Annotated in this window: 18 protein-coding genes; 10 read left to right on the top strand and 8 right to left on the bottom strand. The window is 66.2% G+C overall.

What is annotated here, in order from left to right; translation table 11 throughout:
- Positions 1–9: 9 nt before the first annotated feature.
- Complete coding sequence (locus tag KA712_06570) at positions 10–633, bottom strand: AgmX/PglI C-terminal domain-containing protein (GenBank protein ID MCG5052606.1); 624 nt, start codon at positions 631–633, stop codon at positions 10–12.
- A 358-nt stretch (positions 634–991) separates the two neighbouring features.
- On the opposite strand from KA712_06570, the gene KA712_06565 reads away from it, so the two are divergent.
- The 4 genes from KA712_06565 (at position 992) to KA712_06550 (ending at position 3,775) form a co-directional block, all read left to right on the top strand.
- Positions 992–1,279, top strand: a complete 288-nt coding sequence (locus KA712_06565; GenBank protein MCG5052605.1) for an integration host factor subunit beta — start codon at positions 992–994, stop codon at positions 1,277–1,279.
- 48 nt (positions 1,280–1,327) lie between these two features.
- Positions 1,328–2,062, top strand: coding sequence for an RNA-binding protein (locus KA712_06560; protein MCG5052604.1), 735 nt, complete (start codon positions 1,328–1,330; stop codon positions 2,060–2,062).
- 66 nt (positions 2,063–2,128) lie between these two features.
- Complete coding sequence (locus KA712_06555) at positions 2,129–3,178, top strand: RluA family pseudouridine synthase (GenBank protein ID MCG5052603.1); 1,050 nt, start codon at positions 2,129–2,131, stop codon at positions 3,176–3,178.
- 96 nt (positions 3,179–3,274) lie between these two features.
- Positions 3,275–3,775 (top strand): cysteine rich repeat-containing protein, encoded by a 501-nt coding sequence (locus KA712_06550; protein MCG5052602.1) that lies wholly within the window; start codon positions 3,275–3,277, stop codon positions 3,773–3,775.
- Positions 3,776–3,922: 147 nt separating this feature from the next.
- Here the strand turns inward: KA712_06550 and KA712_06545 are convergent, their stop codons facing one another.
- On the bottom strand, positions 3,923–4,276 hold the full coding sequence (locus KA712_06545; GenBank protein MCG5052601.1) for a hypothetical protein: 354 nt from the start codon (positions 4,274–4,276) through the stop codon (positions 3,923–3,925).
- A gap of 13 nt (positions 4,277–4,289) precedes the next feature.
- Here KA712_06545 and KA712_06540 point away from each other — a divergent pair, with 13 nt between their 5' ends.
- Together KA712_06540 and KA712_06535 are read left to right on the top strand one after the other, a co-directional pair.
- Positions 4,290–4,628, top strand: coding sequence for an OmpA family protein (locus KA712_06540; protein ID MCG5052600.1), 339 nt, complete (start codon positions 4,290–4,292; stop codon positions 4,626–4,628).
- Positions 4,558–4,752 carry a hypothetical protein gene (locus KA712_06535; GenBank protein MCG5052599.1) on the top strand — a complete coding sequence of 65 codons (195 nt, stop codon included), beginning with the start codon at positions 4,558–4,560 and terminating at the stop codon, positions 4,750–4,752. The genes KA712_06540 and KA712_06535 overlap by 71 nt, the downstream gene beginning before the upstream one ends.
- A gap of 96 nt (positions 4,753–4,848) precedes the next feature.
- Here KA712_06535 and KA712_06530 read toward each other — a convergent pair whose 3' ends face one another.
- Entirely contained in the window at positions 4,849–7,053 is a 2,205-nt protein-coding gene (locus KA712_06530) for a thioredoxin domain-containing protein (protein MCG5052598.1), read from the bottom strand.
- Positions 7,054–7,246: 193 nt separating this feature from the next.
- Here KA712_06530 and lipB point away from each other — a divergent pair, with 193 nt between their 5' ends.
- Positions 7,247–7,894 carry a lipoyl(octanoyl) transferase LipB gene (gene lipB / locus KA712_06525; protein ID MCG5052597.1) on the top strand — a complete coding sequence of 216 codons (648 nt, stop codon included), beginning with the start codon at positions 7,247–7,249 and terminating at the stop codon, positions 7,892–7,894.
- Position 7,895: 1 nt separating this feature from the next.
- Here the strand turns inward: lipB and KA712_06520 are convergent, their stop codons facing one another.
- From KA712_06520 to murA, 5 genes are all read right to left on the bottom strand, one after another.
- A complete protein-coding gene (locus KA712_06520; protein ID MCG5052596.1) occupies positions 7,896–8,069 on the bottom strand; it encodes a hypothetical protein in 174 nt (57 codons plus the stop codon).
- Positions 8,070–8,155: 86 nt separating this feature from the next.
- Complete coding sequence (locus KA712_06515; protein MCG5052595.1) at positions 8,156–9,289, bottom strand: bifunctional methionine sulfoxide reductase B/A protein; 1,134 nt, start codon at positions 9,287–9,289, stop codon at positions 8,156–8,158.
- Positions 9,290–9,355: 66 nt separating this feature from the next.
- Positions 9,356–10,054, bottom strand: coding sequence for a hypothetical protein (locus tag KA712_06510; protein ID MCG5052594.1), 699 nt, complete (start codon positions 10,052–10,054; stop codon positions 9,356–9,358).
- Positions 10,055–10,121: 67 nt separating this feature from the next.
- Positions 10,122–10,979 carry an ATP phosphoribosyltransferase gene (hisG, locus tag KA712_06505; GenBank protein MCG5052593.1) on the bottom strand — a complete coding sequence of 286 codons (858 nt, stop codon included), beginning with the start codon at positions 10,977–10,979 and terminating at the stop codon, positions 10,122–10,124.
- Positions 10,980–10,983: 4 nt separating this feature from the next.
- Positions 10,984–12,246: a UDP-N-acetylglucosamine 1-carboxyvinyltransferase gene (gene murA / locus KA712_06500; GenBank protein MCG5052592.1), complete on the bottom strand. Its 1,263-nt coding sequence runs from the start codon at positions 12,244–12,246 to the stop codon at positions 10,984–10,986.
- 57 nt (positions 12,247–12,303) lie between these two features.
- Between murA and KA712_06495 the strand changes: the two genes are divergently transcribed.
- Genes KA712_06495 through KA712_06485 form a run of 3 tightly spaced genes read left to right on the top strand, consistent with a single transcriptional unit; the run spans position 12,304 to position 15,849 of the window.
- Entirely contained in the window at positions 12,304–14,226 is a 1,923-nt protein-coding gene (locus KA712_06495) for a TldD/PmbA family protein (GenBank protein ID MCG5052591.1), read from the top strand.
- 18 nt (positions 14,227–14,244) lie between these two features.
- A complete protein-coding gene (locus KA712_06490; protein ID MCG5052590.1) occupies positions 14,245–15,465 on the top strand; it encodes an acetyl-CoA C-acyltransferase in 1,221 nt (406 codons plus the stop codon).
- A 51-nt stretch (positions 15,466–15,516) separates the two neighbouring features.
- Entirely contained in the window at positions 15,517–15,849 is a 333-nt protein-coding gene (locus tag KA712_06485; GenBank protein ID MCG5052589.1) for a hypothetical protein, read from the top strand.
- The last annotated feature ends 17 nt before the right edge of the window (positions 15,850–15,866 follow it).

The following is a 15,866-nucleotide window of genomic DNA, read 5'->3' as shown; positions in this document are numbered from 1 at the left end:
GCGCCCCTGTCAGCTGAGCGCAAAGGGATAGGTCACCACCTGGCTGCCCCGCGAGGCCGGGAATTTCAGACCCATGACCACGTCCTTGACGCACCCGTAAAGGCCGCCTTGCTGCAAGATGGCAGGCGCTTCGACCCGCACCCCCCGCACCTGACCATTGCGCTGGATCCGAAACTGGATGCTCACCTGGCCGGGCACGTAGGTCGAGGGATCGGGCCGGGCCGTCTCGATACAGTCGAGGATGGCCTCTTGCCGCGCCCGAAACCGGTCGTCGATGTCGGACTGTTCCAACTCCGGGAGCTCATCGCCGCTGCCCATGTCCAGGTGCAACACGTCGGGACGGGAGAGGTTGTCTCCCCGGGCCTGAGGCCGAAGCTCGGCCGCCGTGAGCTGCCGTTGGGGGACCTCTTCCTCAAAAGTGGAGTCAGACCCACCCGGCTGGTTTGGGTTTTCTACCACCTGACGTGCCCTGCGACGGGTCCGTCGGATGCGCTTGGGCGCTGCGGGCTCGGCCGCGGGCTCGACCCGTGCCTCCTCCGTCCGTTCCGGTACTGCAGGCCGAAGGAACACGAAGTAGTACCAGCCCGCGGAGGCAAGCGACGCGCCCAGTAAAAAGCCAACGAACCCCTTCATGCGGACCTCTTCACATGCACCTCGACGTAACGCTGCAGGTTAACAGGACTCGTGGGAAACGAAAGTCAGACCGGCCGACCAGGGGATCCTTCCTCGAAAACGGAGGGAAAACGTGAAACCCCGGGCACCTCCGTCTGCGGGATGCGCCGCGTCGCTCCACAGTGCCGCTTGACCTCCTCGTCTTCCCGGGACTATCTTTACCGACCAGTGGGCGGCTCAAGCCCGATTTTCGTTCGGAGTTGGCATCAATAAAGACCTCGTCGTCTCGGCAGAAGCAAGGCTTCCTTACGTCGCCTTAGGCTGTAACTGTCGCGTTCCCGCCAACACATGAACCCGTTCTCAGGAGAGTTTCCTCAGTATGAAAAAAGCAGATCTCGTCGACTCGGTGGCCCGCCAACACAACTTTGCGAGGCCCCAGGTCGAGACGATTGTCGACGCAACCCTCGAGGCCGTGGCCGCCGCGATGGAGCAAGGTGAGAGAATCGATTTTCGCGGCTTTGGTGCTTTCCTCGTCAAGGAAGCAAAGGCGCGTACGGCGCGTAACCCTCGCACGGGCGAGGCGATCACGATCGATGCGAAGCGGGTGCCGACGTTCCGCCCCGGCAAAGAGCTGAAAGACCGGATCAACAAGCCGCAATCCGAGTAACGACGTCAACGAACAACCAAGGAATTCGCGGATAAGGCACGACAGGTCATGGGTACCCGTCTTTTCGTTGGGAACCTCTCCTACAACGTTACCGAGCAGGAGCTGCGAGACACCTTCACAAACGAAGGTGTCCAACTGCGAAGCATTCGTGTGGCGCTCGATCGTGAGACCGGGCGACCACGAGGTTTTGCGTTCGTGGAGGCAGCCACCGACGCCGACGCGCAAAAGGCGCGTGAGGCCCTCTCGGGACGTCTGCTTCAAGGTCGTGCCATCGTGGTCGAGGAGGCGCAGGAGCGGCCCGCGGGTCCTCGACGCCCGGGCGGCCCTCCTGGACCGGGAGGTCCCGGCGGCCCGGGTGGTCCGGGTCCCGGGCGGCCAGGCGGATTCGGAGGTGGCTACCGGGGTGGGCCGGGGGGCCCGGGTGGTGGCGGAGGAGGCTACGGAGGGGGTCCTGGCGGCTTCGGGCCTGGTGGGGGCGGCGGCGGGGGCTATGGCCCCGGCGGCGGCGGCGGGGGTGGGTACGGCGGGGGTGGGTATCGGCCGGGCCCGGGACGAGGTCCTGGAGCCCCCGGCGAGCCTTACCGGCGTGACCCATTTGCGCAGGAACCTCCCCCTCCTCCCCAGGATGACGCCCGCGGTCCGGGTTTCCTCTCGCGGGACGAGGACGAAGAAGCCCGCAAAGCCAAGAAGGCTTCCAAGAAGGAGGTCAAGAAGCGCTCCAACCGGCCGCAAGAAAAAGAACGCGGCAACTGGCGTTGGAATGGCATGGTGGACGAGGACTAGCCTGCGTCTTCGACCCCAGGTCCCCGTCCGGCGTGCGGCGCCGGGCGCGGGGCTGGCCTGGCTGCCATGACCGCAGATCCCCGCTTCCCCACCGACGGTACGGAGGTGGAGTCTGACGGCGCCGAGGAGGACGTCCTGGAAGGCACCGCCGCCTCGTGGGCAGCCGCCGAGGGCTCTGCCCCGGCCGACGTCATTTCCCTGCGGATCCCCGTTCCACCCATGTGTGACGGGTGGCGCCTCGACCACTTCCTCAAATGGCGCATCGACCGGCTCTCGCGCACGAAGGTGCAAGCCATCATCGACACGCAGATCCGCTTCGCGGACGGGCGAAAAGCCCGCCCCAGCGCCCGGGTGCGCTCGGGCGAACTCGTGCACCTGGAACGTCCTGCCCCCATCGAACCCGAGGTCCCGCGGTACTTCGATGTTTTGGCCGAAGACGAGCACTTCATTGCCATCGACAAGCCAGCCGGACTCCCGATGCACACCACCGCCAAGTTCTGGCGGAACACCCTGACCGCGCTGCTGCGGGAACGCTACCCCGACGAGCCGATTCAGCTCTGTCACCGCATCGATCGCGAGACATCGGGTGTTCTGTTGCTGGCGAGGCATGCGCGCGCGGCCTCGAGCCTAAAAAAAGCGTTTGCGAATCGGCGGGTCAAGAAGAGCTACCTTGCCCTCGTTCACGGACGCGTCGAAGCCGACCTGGGCTTGATCGACGCCCCGCTGGGGCTGCTCGACACCCCGACCCACTTGATGATGGGCGTGGTGAACGAGGGGCTCGAAGCCCGCACCCGTTTTCACGTCCGTGAGCGGTTTCGGCACCATACCTTCGTGGGCGCCGAGCCGGAAACGGGACGCCAGCATCAGATCCGGGTTCACTTCGCGCACCTTGGGCACCCACTCGTGGGAGACAAGCTTTACCGCGCCGGTGAAAAAGCGTTCATGGCTTATTGTGATGGTGGCATGACCGACGAGCTGCTGGCGCTCTTCGACGGCCTGCCCCGCCAGGCGCTGCACGCACACCGGTTGAGCTTCCCCCACCCTGCCGCCGGCGAGCTCGTCACGGTGGAAAGCCCCATTCCCGCTGACCTGACGGCGTACATGCAAACCCTCTAGGTGGTGCGCGGCCCGGCCCCGTACGGAAAAACAGCAAAACGGGGACGGCTTGGTTTAGAACCGCACGACCACACCCTCGCACACCGGGAGATTCAAATGAACGCACGATCGATTCTACGCCTTGCGGGCTTCGGCCTGGCCTTGACCCTCGTCCTCCTCGCCGGCCCAGCCGCGCAGGCGAAACAAAAGAAGAAGCCGGAAGCGCCAAAGGCCGAAGCTGCGCAGGTGGCCGAGCCGGTCCCCGCGCCAGCCCCCGTCGTGGAGCCGGCCGAGGAGATCCTGGCGGACCTGCCGAACCCCGACAAGGCCTGCAAAAAGGATATCGAGACGCACTGTGCGCAGGTGAAGTATGGCGACAATCGCGTTGCCAGCTGCCTGCGGGCCCAAAAAGACGGTCTCAGCAACGGCTGCAAGAAGGACATCTACGAGTATCTCAAGAAGCGCTTCGAGCAAGCCTGCAAGGCCGACATGAAGAAGCTTTGCCTCAAGGAATCCACGCAACAGGGCGGCCTCATGCCCTGCATGCAGAAGAACGCCGAAAAGCTCTCGGCTGCGTGCGCGGACGTACTCGGCCTCAAACCTGCCGCCGCAAAGTGAGCGCGGCAAACCCGCGTTCGCCACACCTATCCCGGAAGACCACATAACCTTCGGCGCGCCCGGCCTCTTTACCGGCCGTGCGCGCCGACCGTTCACTCAGGAGGAAACGAACCGATGAAGAGATCACGACTCTGGCTGGCGTTGCCGTCACTGCTGGTGGCCGCTGGATGTGTCACTTCGGGCACGTACAAAGCCAAAGAAGCCGAGCTTGCGCGCACCCAGAAGACCTGCGCAGAGCGCGAGCAGGAGCTCAGCGCCGAGCTCGACAGCACCCGCCAAGCCCTGGCCGCACGCACGGGCGAACGCGACAAGCTCAACCAGCAACTCGATGACACGTCGGCCCTGGTTGCCGAGCTCAAGCGCCGCCTCGAGCAGCTGGGACAAAACGTGGAGAAGCTGGCAAGCGAGAAGGGGCAACTCGCAGCGGGGCTCAACGATGCCAAGGAGCGCCTCGAGGAGCTGCGCCGGCAAAAAAGCGGCCGCCGAGGCCCGGGCAGCCACCTTCCGTGGCCTCGTGGCGCGCCTCAAGGCGATGATCGACGCCGGCACCATCAAGGTCACGATCCGCAACGGGCGCATGCTCTTGGCCTTGCCCAACGACGTGCTCTTCGACTCCGGCAAAACCGCCGTGAAGCCCGATGGACAAGCGGCATTGCAGCAGGTGGCATCGGCATTGGGCTCAATCGCCGACCGCCGCTTTCTCGTTGCGGGGCATACCGACAACGTGCCCATCAAGACGTCGCGCTTTCCCTCGAATTGGGAGCTCTCCACCCGCGCGCGCCGTGGAGGTCACGAGGCTGCTCATCGAGTACGGCATGAAGCCCGAAGTCCTCGCGGCTTCCGGCTATGGTGAGTTCGATCCCGTTGCTGCCAACGACACCACGGAGAACAAGGCTCAGAATCGGCGCATCGAGATCGTGCTCGAACCGAACCTTTCGGACCTGCCCTCCCTCGAGGGTGTGCTCGAGGGGAACTGACGGGTCTTCGGCCAGGCAAGGGATCCTCCCGTTTCGGACGGCCGTTTCGGACGGCCGTTCCGGACGGCCGTTCCGGACGGATCCCTTGTCGTGTCCTCAGTAAGGTCGCACCTTCTGAAGTTGGGCGGCGAAGCGGGCCGGATCCGTGACGGGCAGTTCACACCGCCCCTCTTCGCAGACGTAGGCGGTAGCCCGCCCCCCCTCGGGCTCTTTCCCGGAGACGAACGGCACCCACCGGGCGAGGGCTTCGAGCGATGGGCCTGCTTCGGCGGTCACCAGGGCGCGATTCGGAACGAAGGCCCTGCGCACCACGTCGATGAGCGGCTGGGCCGTGTGCCGCTGCCCCGGAGGCCAGACGATCACGATCTCGCGGGGCTTGTCCGCATGACGATCGAGTGCCAACAGAGCCTCGGTCAAACCCAGGCCGCTTTGCACGAGGCGAGGCTGAAGGGACGCGAGACCCTTCTCGGCCACGGTCTTCCACGCTGGGTCGCTCGCGAACGTGTAGAGCCGCAGAGCGTTCATGATTGCCACCGAGGTGCCCGAGGGCTCGGCGCCATCATAGGCCGGGCGCTCCCGCGCGAGCAGAGGCTCTCCATCATGCGCAGACGTGAACCATCCCCCTCGCTCCAGGTCGGCGAAATGCTCTTCCGTGGCCTGCGCCAGGCCCTGTGAGGCCTCCAGCCAGCGGGGGTCGGCCGTGGCCTCGAAGAGGTCCAAAAGCCCCGCCGCCACGAACGCCTGGTCTTCGAGGAAGCCCCGCGGCTGAACCCGCCCCTCCTTGTAGCTACGCACCATGCGGCCGTCTTTGCGCATGTGCCTGAGCAAGAAGTCCGCGGCGCGGGTGGCGGCGTGTACATACCTGGGCTCATCCAGCACCCGCCCCCCCACCGCAAAGGCGGAGAGCATCAGACCATTCCACGCCGCCAGGATCTTCTCATCACGCAGAGGCGGTGGGCGAAGGCGACGCGCTTCGTACAGCTTCTGACGCGCGCCCGCCAGGGCTCCCCAGGTCGCCTCGTTCGGGACCAACACGTGCGGAATGTTGGCGCCCTCGAAGTTCCCCTGCCGTGTGATGCCATAGTGCTGCGCGAAGGCCTCGGCCTCGGGGCCCAGCACCGCTTCCAGTTCGTCCAGCGACCACACGAAGAAGACGCCTTCTTCCCGGCGTCCGTCGGGCCCGGGCGAGTCGGCGTCGGTGGCCGAGTAAAAGCCACCTTCGGGTGAGGTCATCTCGCCGAGCACGTAGTCGAGAACTTCGCGGGCGACGCGGGCGAAATCTTCGCGGCCGCTCTGCTGAAAGCCCTCGAGGTACGCGACGGTCAGCAGGGCATTGTCGTAGAGCATTTTCTCGAAGTGGGGCACGAGCCACAGCGCATCGGTCGCATAGCGGTGAAAGCCGCCACCCACCTGATCGTAGAGGCCTCCCGCTGCCATCTTCTCGAGCGTCAGCAACGCCATGTGCAGCGCCCGTTCGTCACCCGTACGCCTGTGGTACCTGAGCAAGAGCCGGATCGGCACATTCGAGGGAAACTTGGGCGCGCGGCGCAGGCCCCCGTAGACCGGATCGAAGGCGTTTTTCAGATATCCGACGGTGGCCGCAATCACCTTGGGCTCGGGCACGCCGCTGCCGGCCGCGTCGGCCGCACCCTCCATGTCGTCCTTGACGGCCTTGACCAAGGCCTGCGCGGCCTGACGAACCTGCGCAGGATCCTTCTTGAAGGTCTCACCCAGCTCACGCACCAGCGTCAAAAACCCTCGACGCACGCCCCGGACGCCATCCCGCGGCGGGAAGTACGTGCCCGCGAAGAACGGTTCACGATCGGCGGTGAGCCATACGCTCATGGGCCAGCCCCCACCGCCCGTCAGGTTTTGCACGGCGCTCATGTACACCGCGTCCACGTCAGGGCGCTCTTCTCGGTCCACCTTGATGCACACGTAGTGCTGGTTCAGGTAAGCTGCAATCTCTTCGTCCTCGAACGACTCCTCCTCCATCACGTGGCACCAGTGACAGGTGGAGTAGCCTATGGAGAGAAAAACGGGCTTGTTCTCACGACGCGCGGCCGCAAACGCCTCTTCGCCCCAGGGGTACCAGTTCACCGGGTTGTGCGCGTGCTGGAGCAGGTACGGGCTCGGTTCGAGGACCAGGCGGTTCGTATAGCGGGGTGCACCCGCGTCCAGGTGCTTGGTGCGGGGGACGTATGAAGGCCCTTTCGCCGAAACGGCTTGCGCCAGCTCTGCCACCACTGCGCCCGGCATGAGCGGTCGGCCCGGCAGATTCGTTTCAATCGGTTGCGTCATGGTTTCGTTGCCTTCGCGCGAGGGCGTATGCAGGACCCGTGCGCAGCCGCCCCGGCACGCGGCGGCCACGAGACCCATGGTCAGAAGAAATAACGGCCAGGGAAGCCGGCGCATCGGCGGGCAGCATAGCGCGACCCGAAGCCGGAGCCCGGTGCGCAAGAGGTGTACCCGCGTATGCTATGGCCAAGAAGCGATGTCACACGCCCCTTCTCCCGCGCGCGTCCTCGACGCGGGCTTTCGCTCTTTCGAGGAGACCTGGGCTCTGCAAAAGCAGCTCGTGGCCGCACGACAGGCCGAAGCGATCCCCGACACGCTCGTCTTGGTCGAGCACCCTGACGTGCTCACGCTCGGGCGCGGAAGCCACGCAGAGAACCTGCTGGCTCCCGGGGATATCCCCGTCTTCGAGGTCGAGCGCGGCGGCGACGTCACCTACCACGGTCCTGGTCAACTCGTGGGATACCCCATCTTTCACTTGAGGGAGGGGGAACGAGACCTGCACCGCTACCTGCGGAACCTGGAGGAGGCGCTCATCCTCACCGTCGCGCACTTCGGCGTCACCGCCGGGCGCAACCCCGGCTGGACGGGAGTTTGGACGGAGGCCGAGCCGCGACGCAAGCTGGTCTCTCTGGGCGTCGCCTGCAAGAAGTGGGTGACCTATCACGGCTTTGCGCTCAACGTCGATACGGACTTGAGCCGGTTCACGCTCATCAACCCCTGTGGGCTCGAGGCCAACGTCATGGGATCTCTTTCCCAGCTCTGCGGCAGACGGGTCGATCTGTCAGAGGTGAAGCCGCGGGTCGTAGAGGCCTTCGGTCAGATCTTCGGCCGTTCGTTCGTCTGAGTCACCAGAAGTATCCGAGCAGACGCCGCCAGGCCGAAGGCGCGTCGCGGCGCTCGTACGAGGCAAACGCGAGGGGCGCCATCACCGTGGCCACTTCGATGGCGAAGGCATCGGACTCCCAAGACGCCACCCCCGAGGGGGGAGGGTCCCGTTCGTCGCGAGGGCTCGGGAGCATGGACCTACGCTACCGCCACGGCCCACGCCGCGCACACCCGCATTTGCGAAACGATTGCGTGACGCAGCCGTGCCGGCCCCCTGGGCTCAGTCCCGCAAGTAGTGGCAGGTGTAGCCGCCCGGATTCTTTTGGAGATAGTCCTGGTGGTAGTCCTCGGCTGCCGTGAAGGGCCCCGCGGGCAGGATCTCGGTTACCACGGGACGTTTCCACTTTCCCGTGGCGTCGATGCGGGCCTTCACCGCCGCCGCCGTCTCCTTCTGCGCCTCGGACGTGTAGAAGATGGTCGAGCGGTACTGGCTTCCCACGTCATTACCCTGGCGGTTGGGCGTGGTGGGATCGTGCATACGGAAGAACCAGCGCTCGAGGAGCTCCGCGTAGGAAAGCTTGCTCGGGTCGAAGAGCACCTTGACGCTCTCGGCGTGGCCGGTTTGCCCCGTCTTCACGTCGCGGTAGGTGGGGTCCGCCGTTTTCCCCCCCGCGTAGCCCACCTCCGTCTCAATGACCCCTGGGATGCCCCGCAGAATATCCTCCATGCCCCAAAAGCACCCGCCGGCCAGAACCGCCTCCTCGACGGTGGCGTTGCAGTTGGCGCCCGCACCCGCATCACCGACGGCACAGACGTTGTCATGGTGAGGGGGAAGCGACGCCTTTCCCGAAAACAACGACGCGTAAGCCCCGTAGCCCGCCGCAGCCAGCTCGGAGACGGGCACGAATCGAAGGGCCGCCGAGTTGATGCAGTAGCGCAGCCCGGTGGGGGCGGGGCCGTCCTCGAACACGTGGCCCAGGTGCGAATCGGCGGCGGCAGAGCGGACCTCTACCCGACGCATACCGTAACTCGTGTCGGCACGATCAACCACGCGGTTCGGCTCTACCGGGCGCACGAAACTCGGCCACCCCGTGCCCGAGTCGAATTTATCGGTGGAGCTGAAGAGCGGCTCACCCGAGACCACGTCGACGTAGAGCCCTGCTTCGTGATGGTCCCAAAAAGCGTTGCGGAACGCAGGCTCCGTCGCGTCGTCCTGAGTGACCCGGTACTGCAGAGGGGACAGCTGCTTTTCGAGCACATCCCGAGGCGGTTTCGAATACGTTTGGCTGGACACGGTCTTCCACTCCCTTTGCAAGTTCGGTTCTGGGGCCGGCGACGTCTTGCGACGAGCGGCACACGAGCTCGTGGCCAGTAAGATGATCGCGAACGGGAAGACGATCCAAAAGTGGCGCATGTCGACGAACCTCGCTGGGTATACGCTGACACGCAGATCCGGGTTACGCCGGTTCCCGCGACCGCGCTACCCGGCGCGGAACTGGAAGTCGCGTTGACCCACGATCGTGGAGGCGTCGGGATCGACCACGAAAGCCGTTCCCTCACCCACCATGCCGTTAAAGTTGCGCAGAAACCACACCTCGACGGCCCAGCTCGGGTGCCCCGTCTCCGCGGGCGAAACCCATTGCGCCGATTCAGGGCCGCCCAAACCGACGGGCCGGTCTTTGGCCGCCTCCCTCAGGACTTTGTAGGCCTCCGATTCGCGCACAACCTCTTCGGCGCGCCGGCCGACGCTGGCCGCTACGGTGTGGCGCCAGGCGCTCGTCAGACGGTAACGCTCGGGGGGAACGCCGCCCACCTCGAACTCCGCCTCGTACGCTTCATCGGCGTCGAGACCTCCGAAATCCGGAACGTCGAACTCCGGAAAGAGATCCTGACGGGCAATGGCCTCCGACCGTACCGCGAAGCTCCGCTCGCCGGCGGCCAAGCGGTGTTCGTCGTAGTAGGCGTACAAGCGCACCACCACGTTTTTCGACGGGAGCCGATGGTCCCAATCGAAAACCCAAAACGCCCCGGCGTAGCGGCGCTTCTCGAACGCGACGAACGCCGGCAATGCACGGGCCAAGGCGCCAACGGCCTCGGGCGCCGCCAACAGATCTTGGTGCGCGATCCGGGAGTGGCGCTTGGCCATCCCCAGCAAATGTTTCAAATCGACGCCCCCCATGGGTTAGTGCATTTTCACCGAGGCCCGGGAAAGGTAAAGAGAAACGTTCGGTGGCACCGCCCTTCGGCTAAAGCACCTTGGCCAGTCGGTTGGTCAAATCGTCGATACGGGCTGCAAACAAGCGGCTCGACGCCCGCCCGACGCACAGGCGCGCGCTCACCTGCATGATGGTCTCCACCTCGACCAGGTTGTGCTGGCGCAGCGTTTCTCCGCTCGAGACCAAGTCGACGATGCGGTCGGCCAGCCCCACGAGCGGGGCGATCTCGATCGAACCGTACAGTTTGATGATCTCGGCAACACGGCCCTGGGCCTGCAAGTACCGGCGGGTGATCTCGGCGAACTTCGTGGCATAGCGCTCGTGAAGGTGGCTGCCTGCGCCGAGGGGCTTCTCTGCCGGCTCGGCCACCACCATCCGGCAGCGCCCGATTCCCAGGTCGAGCGGCTCGTAGAGGTCTCGTCCCTGCTCGTCGAGCACGTCGCGCCCGGCGATGCCGAGGTCGGCCGAGCCATACTCGACATAGGCCGGCACGTCCGTGTCGCGCACGATGAGGACCGTCATGTTCGCGGCCTCGACCGGCACGATCAGGCGCCGGCTCTCCTTCGCCTTCACCACGGCAGAAAGGTCCACCCCCGCCTTGGCGAAGAGCGCCACGGCCTCGTCCATGATGCGTCCGCGGGGCATCGCGAGCACCAGCGGCCGGCTGCTGCCCGGCGGCACGGGAACGGTGGGAGCGGGAGAGGTGCGTTTTCGTTGTGCGGCCCCCGCGGGCAGGCGCGACCGCGCGGTGACGGACGCCGCGGGCGACGAGGCCTTCTTGGAAGCCTTCTTGGGGGACACCTGGGGGGGCGGTGCCGCCTTCGTGCCGCGCGGAGCCCGGCCCTGGGAGACCGGCTGACGGGCCCCCGTCTTGCCTTTCGCTTTCATGTGTTCACGGTCCTTTGGCTTTGGCACGGCGAATGTCGGCTCCGAGTGCGCGTAGCTTGCGCTCGATGTGTTCGTAGCCGCGGTCCAGGTGGTAAATGCGGTTGATCTCGGTGGTACCTTCGGCCACCAACCCAGCCAGAACCAGGCAGGCAGAGGCCCGAAGGTCTGTGGCCATGACCCGTGCCCCCTTGAGCTTGTTCGGGCCGCGCACGATGGCAGTCCGCCCGTCGATCAGGATCTCGGCGCCCATGCGCTGCAGCTCGGGCACGTGCATGTACCGGTTCTCGAAAATGTTCTCCGTGAGAACCGACTGGCCCTGGGCGCGCGTCATGTAGACCATGAACTGGGCCTGCATGTCGGTGGGGAAACCAGGATGCGGGCGCGTGACGATGTCGGTGGGGTTCACTTCGGCGAACCCGCGCACCCGCACCCCCTGCGGTTCGATCGAGACCTCGGCCCCAGCGGCCCGTAGCTTGGCCATCACCGCGTCGAGGTGCTCGGGCACACAGTCTTGCACGAGCACGTTACCCCGGGTCATCGCCGCGGCCACCATGAAGGTGCCCGCCTCGATGCGGTCGGGGATGATCGCGTGGTCCACGGGCGCCAACTCGTCGACGCCCTCGATGTTGATGACCGACGTGCCGGCGCCCTGGATGCGGGCCCCCATCTTGTTCAGCACGCTGGCGAGCTCTTCTACTTCGGGTTCGCAGGCCGCGTTCTCGAGGGTGGTGTGACCCTTGGCCAGAGCGGCGGCCATCATGACGTTCTCCGTACCCGTGACCGTGACCACGTCGAACACGATGAGCGCCCCCCGAAGCCGGCGTGCCCGGGCGGTCACGTTACCGTGCTCGAGCTCGATCTTGGCGCCGAGCGCCTCGAGTCCCTTGAGGTGCTGGTCGATGGGCCGGGCCCCGATGGCGCAGCCCCCCGGCAGCGACACCCGCGCCATGCCGTGCCGCCCCACCAGCGGGCCCAGAACGAGGGCGGAGGCGCGCATCGTCTTGACGAGCTCGTACGGCGCCTCGAAGTTGTTCACCTTCGCCGTGTCGATGGAGGCCTTGTGGCCAAGGCCCGAGACGGAGCTGCCGAGCTGCTCGAGCAGCTGCAACATGGTGGTCACGTCGTTGAGCAACGGGACGTTCCGATAAACCGACTTGCCGCTGGCCAGCAGGGAAGACGCCAAAATGGGCAGGGCGGCGTTCTTGGCACCCGAGACGCGAACCTCGCCCCTGAGCTTCTTTCCGCCGTTGATGACGATCTTCTGCATGGCTGGTTTTTGGGGCGCCGGCGTGTTCCCTCAGGCCCCGCGGGACCTGCGGCGGCGATGGGACCGCTAAAATGGTGGACCCTCGCGCGCGAGTCAAGGGGAGAGCCAGGACCGGCAGGCAGGCTCCCGGCGCCGGGTTCTTCGCCGAGCGCATGGGATGGCAATCGGTGCTACCGTGAACCGGTGCCAGCCATCCCCACTCGCCCACCCCTCCGCCCGACGCCCCTGGTTCTGGGGCTCTGGCTCGCAGCTTTCGCCTCCGCATGCTCCACCTCGCACGCAGCGCAGGCCGCCGAGAAAGCCCCCCACGGGGCCGCCTCACCCGCGGGCGATACCCGTCTTTCCGTGCTGAAGGCCCTCAAGACCGAGCTGGCCCGCTCGCAGGAGAAGCTGCGCCTTCCGGAGGAGCCCGGGCCCTACTTCATTCGCTACCTCGTGCGGGACTATCACGAAATCGATTTGGCCGCCCGCTTCGGCGCCCTCATCGAGGACAGCCAGCAGACGGCGCGGCACGCGTCGGTCGAAGTGCGCGTGGGCGACTACAAGTTCGACAACACCGCCGACGATGGCGCCGCACACGGGTTCGACATGGACGACTTCGATCGTTACGACCCCCCGATCGTCGCGCCCCTGGGCGGTGATCTCGAGGCGATCCGGGGCGCGCTCTGGCTGCAGACCGACGCCCAGTACAAGCGGGCGCTGTCGAGCCTGCACAAAAAGCGAGGCAAACGCGTCACCGAGGTGGTGGAGGACGAAACCCTCCCGAGCTTCTCGAAGGAGCCCCCGACCCGACAGATCGACCCACGTCTCGTGCCCACCTTGAACCGCGCCACATGGGCAACGCGGCTCGAGAGCGCCTCGCAGCGCTTCAAGCGTGACCCCAAGATCTTCGACGCCACGGTGAAGCTGAACGTGAGCCACCAGGTGCGCACCGTGGTCACCACAGAGGGCACGGAGCTCGTCAACGAGCGGCTGATCTACGGGCTCCATCTCAGCGCCACCACGCGCGCCGACGATGGCCTGCTGATCAGCCACGGCAAGAGCTATTACGGCGCCCAGGAGAGCGAGCTTCCCGATGAGGCGACGCTGCTCTTGGCGACAGGCGCGCTCGTCGAGGAGGTGGCGGCGCTCAGGCGAGCTCCCATGCTGGACCCCTACAACGGTCCCGCGATCTTGCTGCCCGAGGCAGCCGGGGTGTTCTTTCACGAAGCCCTCGGCCACCGGCTGGAGGGCGAGCGCCAAAACTCGAACAGCGAGGGGGCCACCTTCAAAGGCCAGGTGGGTAAGCCCATCTTGCCCACCTTCATTTCGGTCTTCGACGACCCCACGCTTGGCAAAGTGGGGCCTGTCTCGCTGAACGGCCACTACGACTTCGACGACGAGGGGGTGGCTTCTCGTCCGGTTACGCTCGTCGAGGACGGGATTCTTCGCGACTACCTCAAGAGCCGCACCCCCGTAAAAGATTCGCTGCACGCGAACGGCCACGGGCGCGCCGAGGGAACGGCAGACCCGATCGGGCGGATGGCCAACACCATCGTGCGCTCGAAGAAACAGCTCCCCTATCCCGCCCTCAAACAGTTGTTGCTCGAGGAAATCAAGCGACAAGGCAAAGACTTCGGCCTCATCATCGCCGACATCACCGGGGGCCAGACGAACACCACCACCTACGACTTCCAGGCCTTCAAGGGTATGCCGCGTATCGTTTACCGGGTGGATGCCGCGACAGGAAAGGAGACTCTGGTGCGGGGCGTGGAGTTCGTGGGCACACCGATCGGATCCCTGAACCGCATCGTGGCCGCCGGAAACGAAGCCGGGGTCTTCAACGGTTACTGCGGCGCCGAATCGGGCTTCGTGCCCGTCTCCACGGTCGCCCCTGCGCTGCTCATCAGCGAGATCGAGCTGCAACGCAGCCGCCGGGCGTTGGAGCGCGCCCCTATCTTGCCGCCGCCCTGGGCCATGCCCGAGGCAAAGCAACGCTAGAGCACGAGAGAGCCCTTCGTGACGGACGCCTTCATCATCGACGCCGTTCGGACGCCCGTGGGTCGCCACGGCGGGGCGTTGGCCTTGGTCAGGCCCGACGACCTGGCAGCCCTGGTGATCGCTGCGCTCGTGACACGCACCGGGGCGCCTCCCGAGGCGATCGACGATGTGCTCTTCGGATGCGCAAACCAAGCCGGAGAGGACAACCGCAACGTGGCCCGCATGGCGCTCCTGCTCGCGGGCCTGCCCGTCACGGTCCCGGGGGCCACAGTCAACCGGCTGTGCGGCTCGGGGTTGATGGCCGTCGCCGACGCGGCCCGGCTGATTCAGTGTGGCGAGGCGGATCTGGTGATCGCGGGTGGCGTGGAGTCCATGTCACGTGCGCCTCTCGTTCTGCCCAAGGCGGAGGACGCCTTTGCCCGAGGGCACGTCACCGCCTTCGACACCACGCTCGGCTGGCGTTTCGAGAACCCCCGTATGGCGGAGCTCTATGGCTGTGACTCCTTGGGAGAGACCGCCGAGCGGGTGGCGGAACGGTACGGCGTGTCTCGCGAAGCGCAGGATGCCTTCGCTCTCGAGAGCCAGCGTGCGTGGGCCGCAGCGCACGCGGCCGGCCGTTTCGCCGAGGAGCTCGTCCCCGTGCCCGTACCCGGAAAAAAGGGCGTGGCGACGCAGGTCGCGGTGGACGAACACCCCCGGCCCGACCTCGACGAGGCTGCCCTTTCGCGGCTTCGGCCGGTATTCCGGGCGCACGGCACCGTGACGGCGGGGAATGCCGCCGGCATCAACGACGGTGCCGCCGCGCTGCTCTTGGCCTCGGAAGCCGGGGCCGCGCGCCTCACAGGGGCACGGCGAACGCCTCTCGCGCGCGTGGTGGGTGGCGCCGTGGCGGGCGTCGAGCCCGGCTTGATGGGACTTGGCCCCATTCCGGCGACGCAAAAGCTGCTCGGCCGCCTCGGCCTGTCCGCGCAGGACGTGGGGCTCGTCGAGTTGAACGAAGCCTTCGCGGCGCAGGCCTTGCCTTGCATCGACCAGTTGGGGCTCGACCCCGCGGCGGTCAACGTGAACGGAGGCGCCATCGCCATCGGTCACCCCCTCGGATGCTCCGGCGCACGTCTCGCGTCCACGCTCGTGCACGAGATGAACCGCCGGGGAACGCTCCGCGGACTGGCCACGATGTGCATCGGCGTGGGCCAAGGCATCGCGCTGCTCTTCGAGCGCACCGCGACCTACCCGTGATCGGCAGTGCAGATTTGGCGCGACGCAAAGTCCTCGTGATACGGTTTCGGGGTGCCCCCTCGCGATCCCAAGGTCACGCCGATCACGCGCCACGAGCCACGTAAGTTTTATGCCACCCGCGTGACCCGTACCCGGGCCAGCGAGGTCTGGGATCTGTGGGCCGTGCAAGACGGAAGGCGGGTGGGGTTCCTCTCCGTCGTGGACGATGGCCACGTGGTCTACGCGTTGGCGGCCGTCCGCAGGGGGACCGACCACGAGGAGGTCGTCGATCTCGTCGAGGGGTTCTTTTCCCCCTCGTCCACGGACGCACACAACATCGAGATCATCGTCTCCGATTACGACGAAGAGCCCACGCTCTTCGAGTCGGGCGTGAGAGAGGTGTGAAGCCCTGAGGCCGTCCC

The organism is Myxococcales bacterium (genome assembly GCA_022184915.1).
GTDB lineage: Bacteria > Myxococcota_A > Polyangia > Fen-1088 > Fen-1088 > JAGTJU01.
The sequence above is the reverse complement of the archived record's forward strand: the minus strand, read 5'-3'. Positions and strand labels throughout refer to the sequence as shown.